Origin of the sequence: Bacillus sp. CH_70, from assembly GCF_038007045.1 — a bacterium.
GTDB lineage: Bacteria > Bacillota > Bacilli > Bacillales > Bacillaceae_G > Bacillus_A > Bacillus_A cereus.
Window position 1 is genome coordinate 53,203 of sequence record NZ_JBBOWL010000001.1, and the last position, 13,197, is coordinate 66,399.

Sequence of the window (13,197 nt, forward strand, 5' to 3'; positions counted from 1 at the left end):
TAATTGAATTTTTAGGAGGCTAGTATGGAAGGGTATTATTATTGCAGACACTGCGGAGGTAATGTAGGCTCCATTAACGCAGAAAAAGTATATAGCGACGTTTTATTTCAACTAACAGAGCAAGAAGTAGTAGAGATGATTCATTTTCATGAGAATGGAAATATATATATAAAAACAATTTGTGAATCGTGTCAAGAAACGCTCGCATCTTATCCTGAGTATTATGAGTATGAAAAATTTCTGCAATAAAATGTTGTCGCTTTGGCATGTCCAAAGCATTTTTCTGTTTTCCTTTTCCAAAATATTTGCATAAAATAGAATGACTTGCTCTTTATGTTGAGAGGAGTTTTAAAAATGATAGGTTTATTAGAGCAATTTTATAAAAATGAAGAGATACAATCGGTTATTAATGGATTAGAAGATGGGTTAAAAGAACAACTTATATCAGGGATGGCAACGTCTTCTCGTTCATTATTAATGGCGGCTTTATATAAAAAAACAAAAAAATCACAATTAATCGTTACACATAACTTATACCAAGCACAAAAAGTACATGAAGATTTAGTGGCGTTACTTGGTGAAAAAGATGTGTGGCTATATCCAGTGAATGAACTGATAGCATCGGAAATTGGGGTTGCAAGTCCAGAATTGAAGGCGCAACGTATAGAAGTGTTAAATCGCTTGGCTGCGGGAGAGAATGGAATCATTGTAGCGCCAGTGGCAGGATTGCGTAGATTTTTACCAATAAAAGAATTGTGGAAGCAAAAGCAAGTTGAAATCAATCTAGGGCAAGAGATTGATTTAGATGCGCTCTTGCATACTTTACATCATATTGGCTATGAACGTAAGTCGATGGTAGAAGCTCCAGGGGAGTTTAGTTTACGCGGGGGAATATTAGATATTTATCCTTTAACTGAAGAACTACCATTTCGTATTGAATTTTTTGATACAGAAGTCGATTCTATTCGATTATTTGATGTGGATGAACAGCGTTCTCAAGGTAAAAAAGAAAGCGTTAGGTTTGGTCCGGCAACAGAGTTTTTATTTTCACAGGAAGAATTAAAATCAGGAATTCAGCATCTTGAAGAAGGTTTGACTAAGACGATGAAAAAACTTTCTGATGATAAACTAAAGACTACAGTGCTTGAGACGGTAAGTCATGAAATTGAGATGTTGAAAAACGGGCAAAGTATAGAACAGATGTTTAAATACTTATCTATTTTCTATAAAGAACCTGCTAGTCTGATAGATTATTTACCAGAAGATGGTGTTGTAATTTTAGATGAGATTTCCCGTATTCAAGAAACAGCATCACATCTTGAAACAGAAGAGGCGGAATGGTATATATCACTTCTTGGTGAAGGAACAATTATTCAAGATTTATCTTTCTCTCACGCATTTGAGGGGTTTCTTCATCATAAAAAAAGAAGTTTTGTATATTTAACGTTATTCTTGCGTCATATCGCACACACACATCCGCAAAATATTGTAAATGTAACATGTAAAACAATGCAAGATTTCCATGGACAGATGAATTTGTTAAAAACAGAAATTGATAGATGGAATGAAGGGCATTTTACGACTGTTGTACTTGGAACAGATGATGAACGTGTGAAGAAATTACAACACATTTTAAGTGATTATGATATTGAGGCAGATATTGTAGAAGGCACAGATATCTTATTGCCTGGAAGGCTGCAAATTGCTGTAGGTGATTTACATGCAGGGTTTGAAATGCCGATGCAAAAGCTTGTTGTCATTACTGAAAAGGAGCTTTTTCATAAGAAAGTTAAAAAATCACAACGTAAACAAAAGTTATCGAATGCTGAACGTATTAAAAGTTATTCGGAATTAAAAGTTGGAGATTATGTAGTTCACGTAAATCATGGTATAGGTAAATTTTTAGGTATTGAGACATTAGAGATTAATGGTGTTCATAAAGATTATTTAAATATTAAATATCAAGGTAATGATAAGTTATACGTTCCAATTGAACAAATTGATCAAGTCCAAAAATATGTAGGGTCTGAAGGTAAGGATCCGAAAGTTTACAAATTAGGCGGAAATGATTGGAAAAAGGTTAAAACGAAAGTTGAAAAATCTGTACAAGACATTGCGGATGACCTAATTAAACTATATGCTGAGCGCGAAGCTTCAAAAGGCTATGCATATACGCCAGATACGGCAGAACAACAAGAGTTCGAATCATCTTTCCCATATCAAGAGACAGAGGATCAGTTACGTTCTATTGACGAGATTAAAAAAGATATGGAACGCGGACGCCCGATGGATAGGCTCCTTTGTGGTGATGTAGGGTATGGAAAGACGGAAGTGGCTATTCGTGCGGCATTTAAAGCAATTATGGATGAAAAACAAGTTGCGATTTTAGTACCGACAACGATTCTTGCGCAGCAACACTATGAAACAATTCGAGAGCGTTTTCAAGATTATCCAATCAATATAGGATTATTAAGTAGATTCCGTACGAGAAAGCAACAAAATGAAACGATTAAGGGCTTAAAGGATGGCACAATAGATATTGTAATTGGAACACATCGTATTTTATCTAAAGATGTCACTTATAAAGATTTAGGGCTTCTTATTATTGATGAAGAACAAAGATTTGGTGTGACGCATAAAGAAAAAATTAAACAATTGAAGGCGAATGTTGACGTATTAACATTAACGGCAACTCCGATTCCGCGGACGCTTCATATGTCTATGCTTGGTGTGCGCGACTTATCTGTTATTGAGACACCGCCAGAAAATCGTTTCCCAGTCCAAACGTATGTAGTAGAGTATAATCCAGCATTAATGCGAGAGGCGATAGAGCGAGAGCTTGCAAGAGGCGGTCAAATTTACTTCCTATATAACCGTGTAGAGGATATTGAAAGAAAAGCAGATGAAATTTCGATGTTAGTTCCAGATGCTCGCGTAACGTACGCACATGGGAAAATGAACGAAAGTGAATTAGAGTCTGTTATGCTATCATTTTTAGAAGGACAGCATGATGTTCTTGTAAGTACAACAATTATTGAGACGGGTGTAGATATTCCGAACGTAAATACGTTAATTGTATTTGATGCAGATCGTATGGGGTTATCACAGTTGTACCAGCTTCGTGGGCGTGTTGGACGTTCTAATCGTGTTGCATATGCATACTTTGCCTATAAACGTGACAAAGTGCTGTCAGAAGTTGCAGAGAAGCGTCTGCAAGCAATTAAAGAGTTCACAGAACTTGGATCTGGTTTCAAAATTGCGATGAGAGATTTATCTATTCGTGGAGCAGGTAATTTGTTAGGAGCAGAACAGCATGGGTTTATTGATTCTGTCGGATTTGATCTGTATTCTCAAATGTTAAAAGATGCAATTGAACAGCGAAGAGGAACAGATGGGGCTGAAAATACAGTTAATGTTGAAATTGACTTAGAGGTAGATGCATACTTACCAGATGCTTATATTTCAGATAGTAAGCAAAAAATTATGATGTATAAACAATTTAGAGGTGTTTCTGCAATTGAGGATATTGAAGAATTGCAGGAAGAAATGATCGATAGATTCGGTGATTACCCACAAGAAGTTGGTTATTTATTACAAATTGCAAATATTAAAGTGTTGGCAATGAAAGAACAAATTGAGTTAATTAAGCAGAATAAATTTGAAGTAACATTCCTGTTTTCTGAACAAGCAAGTCAAAATATTGATGGTGGAAAATTATTCATGCTCGGAAATAGTTTTGGGCGTATGATCGGTCTAGGAATGGAAGGATCACAATTGAAAATTGTTATGAAAACAAATGGCTTAGAGACATCGAAGTGGTTAACAATTGCTGAAAATTTATTAAAAGGCTTACCAGATGTGAAAAAAGAAGTAATAAATGCCTAAAATAAGATAAAAAAATACAATTCGACGTGCATAGAAGAACTAATGTGTAAAATACTATGTCTAACAGTTGGTGATTTTTACATGAACAGGTAAATTCACCACTTTGATCATCAGTAGAAAGTGAGGCAGCATTAGAATGAAAGCAACTGGAATCGTACGTCGAATTGATGATTTAGGCAGGGTAGTAATCCCAAAGGAAATTCGTAGAACTTTACGTATTCGAGAAGGAGACCCACTAGAAATATTTGTTGATCGCGATGGAGAAGTAATTTTAAAGAAGTATTCTCCAATTAGTGAACTAGGTGATTTTGCAAAGGAATATGCTGAGGCTTTATATGACAGCTTAGGACATAATGTGCTTGTCTGTGACCGAGATTCTATCATCGCAGTATCAGGCGTATCGAAAAAAGAATACTTAAATAAAAGTGTTGGCGATCTAATCGAAAAAACGATGGAAGAAAGAAAGTCTGTTATTATGACGGACGAAAGTGATATTTCCATTATCGATGGTGTAACAGAAAAGGTTCATTCTTATACAGTTGGACCGATTGTTGCAAACGGAGACCCAATTGGAGCCGTCATTATTTTTTCAAAAGAAGCTATTATAAGCGAAATCGAGCATAAAGCGGTTAATACTGCTGCCAGTTTCTTAGCGAAACAAATGGAACAGTAAGGGTATATTGGTTTTAGAAGTAGCAATCTTTCCTAATTATGATCTTTCTTTTTGAGAAATCAATTATTTGGAGATATATGTATATTGAATGAAGGTAGCGCTTTGCTACCTTTTTTCGTTGAATATTTTTAACGTGTAGGGACCTAGTATTACCCGTGGTGGTAAGGGAGTTTGTGCTTTTCTTTATGATATAATACGAGAGGTGAGAATAGAAAAAGGAGTTTTCTTGTATGGAAGCGAAGAAGTATCAAGCCTTTTGGCGTGGGGCTATTATATTAACGATTGCAAGTTTTGTTACAAAAGTATTAAGCGCTTTTTACCGTATTCCATATCAAAATATAGCAGGGGATATTGGTTTTTATATTTACCAACAAATTTACCCGTTTTATGGATTTTGTTTAATTTTAGCTACTTATGGGTTTCCTGTTATCATTTCAAAAATGGTTGCAGAACGACTAGAGTGGGGAAAACAGAAAGAAGCAGAAGAAATTATTTGTGTATCTTTTTGGTTTTTATTAGGAATTGGTTTTATAGGTTTCTTTACATTGTTTTTTGGGGCCGAAACAATCGCGATAGCTATGGGCGATATGCACTTAGATAAGTTGCTACGTGTTATTTCATTTTCGTTCTTATTGATGCCGTTTTTGTCTGTAGCAAGAGGGTATTTTCAAGGGTTCAATAATATGATGCCAACGGCTGTTTCGCAAGTAATAGAACAAACAATTAGAGTTTCTATTATTGTATTTTTATCGCTATTCCTAATTGCTCACGGATTTGATTTATATACAGTTGGTGCAGGGGCTATGTTAGGCTCAATTGCGGGTGGACTTATTGGGATTATTGTACTTATGTTGTATATGCGTCGAGATTTTCGTTCCATATTTTTTAAACGTGTAGCGAGAATTAAGGGTAAAAGGAAGATAATTAAAATCCTTTTTTGGCAGGGGTTAGCGATTTGTGTTAGTAATTTAGTGCTTATTTTTATACAGATGGCTGATTCAATGTCCTTGTACACTTTACTTATTGGTGCGGGAGAACAGGCTGAAAGTGCAAAAGTATTAAAGGGTGTTTATGATAGAAGTATTCCGCTAATGCAATTAGGTACTGTTGTGACGACTTCTTTCTCGTTATCACTTATTCCAATTATTACAGCGGCGAAGGAAAGAGGAGATCTTTCCTTTATTCAAGAAAAGGTAAAGTTAGCAATGAAAATAACATTTGTTATTGGATTTGCAGCAGCTATTGGACTAACTTGTATTATTCAACCTACGAATATTATGTTGTTTGAAAATAGTGATGGATCAGATGTTTTATCTATTTTATCTTTATCTATTTTATTTAGTTCATTGTCAATTACGACGGCTTCTATTTTACAAGGGTTGGGACAAACATTTAAGCCAGCATTATTTGTTGTATTTGGAGGTTGCTTAAAGTTAGCGTTAAATTATATATTCATGCCTTATTTTGGTGTGAAAGGGGCAGCCTTAGCGACTTTATGTGCGTTAATCATAATTTCTGGACTAAATAGTTTGTTGCTTATGAGAGCTGTATCAGGGTCACTTATCAATAAGCGAAATATGTTAGGTGTAGTAATTAGTGGTATCTGTATGGGATTTGTATTAATGATGTTCACGCGTGTGTTGCAGATGTCTGGATTAGTAATTGATACGGAACATAGAGCGAGCGCGACGCTTGAAGCGTTGTTAGGTGTAGCCATCGGCGGATTGACATATATGTTTTTTATTTTAAAATTACGTGTATTTACAAAAAAAGAATTAGGAACTGTTATGAAACAAGAGAAAAAAGAAGGTTCATTGAAGAAGAGTGGATAGAGGTGACAGGTTGTGAGTGGAATCATTACTGTTTTAGGTTTAGGTGCTGGTGAATTAGATCAGCTAACGATGGGTGTATATCGAAAAATAAAAGAAGCAGACCATCTGTTTGTTAGAACGAAGGAACATCCGGTTATAGAAGAATTAGAGAAAGAAGGCATACAATATACGGCTTTTGATGCTGTATATGAAGCACATGATACGTTTGAAATTGTATATGAAACAATTGCGAATAAATTGCTAGAACAAGCTGAAGGTACAGAAATTATCTATGCGGTTCCGGGACATCCACTTGTAGCAGAAAGAACAGTTCAGCTATTGTTGGAAAAAGGAGACGTTTCAAATGTTGAAGTGCGAATTGAGGGTGGACAAAGTTTCCTTGATCCTATGTTTGCAAGCCTAAAAATTGACCCGATTGAAGGATTTCAATTACTTGATGCTACATCATTTGAAAGAGGGCAATTAGAATTACGTCAACATTTAATCTTTTGCCAAGTATATGATGCATTCGTTGCATCTGATGTGAAATTAACATTAATGGAGATGTTGCCAGATGATTATGAAGTGTATATCGTAACAGCTGCAGGAACTTCATTTGAACAAGTAAAGAAGGTACCGTTGTACATGTTAGATCATGAAACGGAATTGAATAATTTAACAAGTGTGTACGTGCCACCTGTTCAGGAGCGTGCGTCCTTGTATCAACAGTTTGATGTTCTTAGAGAAATTATTGCAGACCTGCGTGGTCCAAATGGTTGTCCGTGGGATAAAAAGCAAACGCATCAATCATTAAAGAAATATTTAATTGAGGAAGCTTATGAGGTGTTGGAAGCAATTGATGAAGAGGATGATGATCACTTAGTAGAAGAATTAGGTGATATATTATTACAAGTTATGCTTCATGCTCAAATCGGAGAAGATGAAGGTTGGTTCTCTATAGATGATATCATTCGAACTCTATCTGAGAAAATGGTTCGTCGCCATCCACATGTATTTGGAAATACGGATGTAAACAATGCTGATGAAGTGATTGCCAATTGGGAAGAAATTAAAAAACAAGAAAAAGGATTCGTGAAAGAATCTGTTTTAAATGGCGTTCCTAAAAGTTTGCCGCAGTTACTACGCGCCTTTGAAATTCAGAAGAAAGCTGGTAAGGTTGGATTTGATTGGGTTGATGTGCAGCCGATGATAGAGAAAGCTTTGGAAGAATGGCAAGAGTTCCAGCAAGAAGTTACAAACATGGATGAGGAAAAGATGCTAGGTGAGTTTGGTGATTTACTATTTGCATTTGTTAATATAGCCCGTCATTATAAAATAGATCCAGAAGAGGCGTTACGTTCAACTAATGAGAAATTTACTGGTCGTTTTTTATACATGGAGGCAAAAGTAGCTGGAATGAATAAAGAGATGGAAGATTTATCATTAGAACAGTTAGATGTTTTATGGGAAGAAGCGAAACAAACAGAGCGTTAATAGGGGGATTTGATATGCGTCTAGATAAGTTTTTAAAAGTGTCACGTTTAATTAAAAGAAGAACATTAGCGAAAGAAGTAGCTGATCAAGGAAGAATATCTATTAATGGTCAAGTGGCAAAAGCGAGTTCTGATGTGAAAGTAGCTGATGAATTAACAATTCGTTTTGGTCAAAAAATAGTGACTGTAAAAATAAATGAATTGAAAGAAACAACTAAAAAAGAAGATGCAGCAAATATGTATAGCTTAGTTCGTGAAGAAAAAGTAAAAGCGGAAGAAGGCTTGTTCTAAAATTATGTATCCCCTCATACATTACTATTAGCTAGTAAAAACCTATGGGGGGATTTACGTGAATAATGGTTACTCACCTACGTCTTCTAATCAACAAAATGTTTCTGTAGAACATGACATTATTATGCGTGGCAGGCGTATAATTGATATTACCGGTGTGAAGCAGGTAGAGAGTTTTGATAGCGAAGAGTTTTTGCTAGAGACCGTAATGGGTTTTTTAACGATTCGTGGTCAAAATTTACAAATGAAAAATTTAGATGTAGAAAAAGGTATTGTGTCGATTAAAGGGAAAGTTAATGAGATGCTGTATATTGATGAAAATCAAGGAGAAAAAACTAAAGGTTTCTTTAGTAAGTTGTTTAAATGAGTCTAACAATTCAGTTGTATACAATGCTTTCAATGATTGGAATGGGTGCTTGGATTGGAGCGTCTTTAGATACATATCAACGTTTTTTAAAGCGCCAAGAACGTAAACGTTGGCTTGTATTTATACAAGATATATTATTTTGGATTGTCCAAGCATTATTCGTCTTTTATGTATTGCTTCTCGTAAATGAAGCTGAACTACGTATATATGTGTTTTTGGCATTGTTATGTGGTTTTGCGGCATATCAAAGCTTACTGAAAGCACTATACATGAAGCTGTTAAATTTTCTCATCTATATTTTTATGCAAACAACATATTTTTTTGTTCGAATTATACAGCTACTCATGATAAAACCTGTTATTATTATAGCGCAGCTATTTATTGCATTTATATTATTCTTATTTCGTATACTGCTTTCAATTGGACATGTGTTATGGAAAATTGTGATTTGGATATTACTTTTCATATGGAAAGTTTTTTTCTGGCCTGTTCGATTTATTGCTTCGCTCATATGGAAACTTCTCCCTAATCGTGTTAAACTTTTTATAGTGAAACATATAGGGTTCCTGCAATATATAGCAAAATTGAAGGGACATATCTTCCAAATATGGGAGCGTATAAAAAAGAAGTTAGGGGGACCTCGGAAATGAGGGAACTGAGACAAAGAACAATCGAAAAACAGAGTCCAAATCCTGTTAAAGAGCATATAATACAAACGGATGAGAACAGGAAGCGACTTTATCGCCGTTTAGCGGTTTTTCTTGTCTTTACTTTTACAATTATTGCGAGTATTAGTGTAACGTTTTATCAACAAAACAGTTCCATTAAAGCAAAAGAAGCAAAAGTTAAGGACATGAAAAAAGAACTGGATTCATTAACGAATAAAGAAAAAAGTCTAAAAGACGAAGTTCAAAAGTTAAATGATGAAGAGTACGTATTAAAGATTGCTAGAAGGGATTATTTCTTCTCTGGTAAAGGGGAGATAATTTTTCCTGTTTCGAAGTAGAGTATGTCTTATTGACACTATATTTTAGGATTATATATAATAAAGTAAAATTTGACTTTTTAACCACTAAGGAGGAGCATTTTTTTTATGTCAATCGAGGTAGGCAGCAAGTTACAGGGTAAAGTAACAGGTATTACAAATTTTGGGGCTTTTGTGGAGCTGCCAGAAGGCTTAACTGGTCTTGTTCATATTAGTGAAGTTGCTGATAACTATGTAAAAGATATTAACGATCACTTAAAAGTGGGCGACCAAGTAGAAGTAAAAGTTATTAATGTTGAAAAAGATGGAAAGATTGGTTTATCTATCAAAAAAGCGAAAGAACGTGAAAAAACAGAAGGAGATCGTCCACGCGGTGAATACCAACGCGGTGGTGATCAACAACGTTCTGGACGTCCACAACGTAATAATCGCTCTTTCAACAGAGATAATCGTGGTGGCGGTAACGACCGAGCTCCAAAAGAAACATTTGAGCAAAAGATGGCACGCTTCTTAAAGGATAGCGAAGATCGTTTAACTTCTTTAAAGCGTAACACAGAGTCTAAACGTGGTGGCCGTGGCGCACGTCGCGGATAATAAGGCGTTTAGTTTTTAACATATAGAGAGGTACCCAGAGTGATGGCTCAGGGTGCTTTTTTATATGTGAAAATATATTTTAAAAAAGTTTTCAAGATGTGTTGACTTTAAATAATATCTGATGTAAGATACTAATTGTCCGTTAAATAAGACGACATGGCGGTGTAGCTCAGCTGGCTAGAGCGTACGGTTCATACCCGTGAGGTCGGGGGTTCGATCCCCTCCGCCGCTATATTTATTTTAACGGCCCGTTGGTCAAGTGGTTAAGACACCGCCCTTTCACGGCGGTAACACGGGTTCGAATCCCGTACGGGTCATCTAAAAAGATCATGCAAATTTGCATGATCTTTTTTTGTTAAATGGATTAAGACATACAACACTTCTACAAAATCACCCTATATTTTCTGAATATTTAATTAAAAAATCAAGGATAACTTACATACCGTGTATATCTGTAGAGTTATTTCGAATAAAAAGTCGAACGATTATAAAAGTGAAAACTGTTGTTTTGACAAAAATCCCAACAATCATCTTTTATAATGACAGTAATTAAACTATGCAGGTGGTGTTAAAAATATGCCTAAAGCAGGAAGGAATACTATGAATACAAGTGCATTGGCAATGAATGAGGGTCAGCTTGGAGGAATAAAGTGGACGAGTAAGTTGCGAATGAAATTCGAACAAGTTTTCTTTAGATGGGGATTTATTATTGTTGTTATTGGTTTTCTTTTGGGAAGAGCATATATATTAACAAATATTTTACCGTTTGCACTACCGTTTTTTGCTGCTGTTTATGTTATGAAGCGGGATAAGATGCCGCTAGCATTTTTAGCTCTAATGGGAGGAGCTCTTTCAGTCTCGATAGATAATTTGTTTTTTACTTTTGCATCTATCTTTACTTTCTTCATTTATAATATCTTCTTTAGTAGATTTACACGTAAAACCGTTGGACTTGTTCCATTTCAAGTATTTATCTCCGCATTAACCGCACACTTAGTTGTTGTATATTTTGCGCAACAAACTGTCACCATGTACGATTTACTCGTTAGTACCATTGAGGCTGGGCTTAGTTTCGTATTAACTATGATATTTTTACAAAGTGTCCCGCTTTTAGTGGAAAGGAAAGGAAAACAACAGGCTTTAGAGACAGAAGAAATTGTTTGTTTGATTATATTACTAGCATCTGTTTTAACGGGTACAACAGATTGGTTTGTATATGATGCTTCTATTCAACATATTTTTACAAGGTATTTAGTACTAGTATTTGCATTTATTGCGGGTGCTGCTACAGGATCTACAGTGGGGGTCGTAACAGGATTGATATTAAGTTTAGCAAATGTGTCTAGTTTGTCTCAGCTTAGCCTTCTCGCTTTTTCTGGATTACTTGGTGGGTTGTTAAAAGAAGGGAAGCGTTTAGGTGTTAGTTTAGGTTTATTAATAGGGACAAGCTTAATTACATTATATGTAGACAAGCAGACAAATATTGTAACAACTTTAATTGAGTCAGGTGTAGCGATTGCTATCTTCTTATTAACGCCAAAGCTTGTTTTGGATCGTATTGCTAAATTTATGCCAGGTACACAAGAGCATTCGCAAGATCAACAACAATATTTAAGAAGGATGCGTGATGTTACAGCGAACAAAATCAACCAATTCGCAAATGTATTTGCTGCTTTATCTAATAGTTTTTCTGTATATGGGTATGTAGAGGAAGAAGATAAAGAGACAGAAGCAGATTTGTTTTTGAGTACAATTACTGCGAAAACATGTCAAACGTGCTTTAAAAAGGATCAATGCTGGGTAGTGAATTTCGATAAAACGTACGATTATATGAAACAAATAATGAATGAAACGGAAGAAGGAACCCTGCAACATAATCGTAAATTAGTTCGTGAGTGGGACAAGCATTGTGTGAGAGGGAAAAAAGTGACGGATTTAGTAGCGGGTGAATTAGATCACTTCTATGAGGGACAAAAATTGCGAAAACAAATGAAGGAAAATCGTAGAATAGTAGCGGAGCAACTATTAGGTGTATCAAAAGTTATGGAAGATTTTGCTAAGGAGATACAACGAGAGCGTGAAAATCATCAAGTGCAGGAAGAGCAGATTATGCAAGCGTTCCGTGATTTTGGTGTCGAAGTAGAGCATGTTGATATTTATTGTTTAGATAGAGGAAGTATTGATATTGAAATGTTGATTCCAGTTGCATCTAATGAACATGGTGAATGTGAAAAGTTAGTTGCACCGATGCTTTCGGATATCCTTAAAGAAAATATTGTCGTTAAACATGAAGAAAAGTCTTCTTATCCGAATGGTCACAGTTTAATATCATTTGGTTCGGCGAAGACGTATTCTCTTGATACAGGATTGGCTACAGCCGCAAAAGGCGGTGGGTTTGTTTCGGGTGACTCTTATGCGATGATGGATTTAAGTGTTGGTAAATACGCACTTGCGATTAGTGATGGTATGGGTAATGGGCAAAGAGCTCATATGGAAAGTAAGGAAACGGTGAAATTATTACAAAAAATACTCCAATCGGGTATTGATGAAGAAATAGCTATTAAGTCTATCAATTCAATCCTTTCTTTGAGAACGACAGAAGAGATGTTTACAACATTAGATTTAGCTATGGTAGATTTGCGGGATGCGAGTGCTAGGTTTTTAAAGATTGGATCAACGCCGAGTTTTGTTAAACGCGCGAATAATATTTTGAAAATTGAAGCAAGTAATTTGCCGATGGGAATCATCGAAGATGTTGAAGTTGATGTGGTGGGTGAACAATTAAAAACGGGCGATATCCTTATTATGATGAGCGATGGGATTTTTGAGGGCGCGCAGCATGTAGAGAATCATGAATTATGGATGAAGCGGAAAATTAAAGAATTGCAAACCGAAGACCCGCAAGAAATTGCTGATATCATTATGGAAGAAGTGATTCGCTCTTGTGATGGTTATATAAATGATGATATGACTATTGTGGTGGCAAAAGTGAAGAAAAATATGCCGAAGTGGGCTACGATTCCGATTGTAGGAATGCAGGCGCAGTAAAATATAAGTGGAATGTTTATCTATAATTTGATTTTAAAAACCTAGGTGAA

The 13,197-nt window shown here is 35.6% G+C and carries 11 protein-coding genes and 2 tRNA genes; all 13 read left to right on the forward strand.

Annotated features, from left to right (window positions below):
• Positions 1 to 24: 24 nt before the first annotated feature.
• The 13 genes from N2V79_RS00275 (at position 25) to spoIIE (ending at position 13,147) form a co-directional block, all read left to right on the forward strand.
• A complete protein-coding gene (locus N2V79_RS00275) occupies positions 25 to 249 on the forward strand; it encodes an anti-sigma-F factor Fin family protein (protein WP_000399438.1) in 225 nt (74 codons plus the stop codon).
• A 105-nt stretch (positions 250 to 354) separates the two neighbouring features.
• A complete protein-coding gene (gene mfd, locus N2V79_RS00280; RefSeq protein ID WP_340719514.1) occupies positions 355 to 3,885 on the forward strand; it encodes a transcription-repair coupling factor in 3,531 nt (1,176 codons plus the stop codon).
• 136 nt (positions 3,886 to 4,021) lie between these two features.
• Positions 4,022 to 4,558, forward strand: coding sequence for a stage V sporulation protein T (spoVT, locus tag N2V79_RS00285; protein WP_000648306.1), 537 nt, complete (start codon positions 4,022 to 4,024; stop codon positions 4,556 to 4,558).
• A gap of 230 nt (positions 4,559 to 4,788) precedes the next feature.
• A complete protein-coding gene (locus tag N2V79_RS00290) occupies positions 4,789 to 6,390 on the forward strand; it encodes a putative polysaccharide biosynthesis protein (protein WP_000387594.1) in 1,602 nt (533 codons plus the stop codon).
• Positions 6,391 to 6,402: 12 nt separating this feature from the next.
• Positions 6,403 to 7,863, forward strand: coding sequence for a nucleoside triphosphate pyrophosphohydrolase (gene mazG, locus N2V79_RS00295; RefSeq protein WP_340719515.1), 1,461 nt, complete (start codon positions 6,403 to 6,405; stop codon positions 7,861 to 7,863).
• A 14-nt stretch (positions 7,864 to 7,877) separates the two neighbouring features.
• Positions 7,878 to 8,153 carry an RNA-binding S4 domain-containing protein gene (locus N2V79_RS00300; protein ID WP_001234876.1) on the forward strand — a complete coding sequence of 92 codons (276 nt, stop codon included), beginning with the start codon at positions 7,878 to 7,880 and terminating at the stop codon, positions 8,151 to 8,153.
• Positions 8,154 to 8,211: 58 nt separating this feature from the next.
• Positions 8,212 to 8,520 carry a sporulation protein YabP gene (gene yabP, locus N2V79_RS00305; protein ID WP_001059104.1) on the forward strand — a complete coding sequence of 103 codons (309 nt, stop codon included), beginning with the start codon at positions 8,212 to 8,214 and terminating at the stop codon, positions 8,518 to 8,520.
• On the forward strand, positions 8,517 to 9,170 hold the full coding sequence (gene yabQ / locus N2V79_RS00310; RefSeq protein WP_000059781.1) for a spore cortex biosynthesis protein YabQ: 654 nt from the start codon (positions 8,517 to 8,519) through the stop codon (positions 9,168 to 9,170). Before yabP ends, yabQ begins: the two co-directional genes overlap by 4 nt.
• Positions 9,167 to 9,526 carry a cell division protein DivIC gene (gene divIC, locus N2V79_RS00315; protein WP_001208739.1) on the forward strand — a complete coding sequence of 120 codons (360 nt, stop codon included), beginning with the start codon at positions 9,167 to 9,169 and terminating at the stop codon, positions 9,524 to 9,526. Before yabQ ends, divIC begins: the two co-directional genes overlap by 4 nt.
• A gap of 87 nt (positions 9,527 to 9,613) precedes the next feature.
• Positions 9,614 to 10,099: a S1 domain-containing RNA-binding protein gene (locus N2V79_RS00320; RefSeq protein ID WP_000021451.1), complete on the forward strand. Its 486-nt coding sequence runs from the start codon at positions 9,614 to 9,616 to the stop codon at positions 10,097 to 10,099.
• Positions 10,100 to 10,257: 158 nt separating this feature from the next.
• Positions 10,258 to 10,331 (forward strand) — tRNA-Met (locus N2V79_RS00325).
• A 13-nt stretch (positions 10,332 to 10,344) separates the two neighbouring features.
• Positions 10,345 to 10,416 (forward strand) — tRNA-Glu (locus tag N2V79_RS00330).
• 259 nt (positions 10,417 to 10,675) lie between these two features.
• Positions 10,676 to 13,147, forward strand: a complete 2,472-nt coding sequence (gene spoIIE, locus N2V79_RS00335) for a stage II sporulation protein E (RefSeq protein ID WP_340719516.1) — start codon at positions 10,676 to 10,678, stop codon at positions 13,145 to 13,147.
• The last annotated feature ends 50 nt before the right edge of the window (positions 13,148 to 13,197 follow it).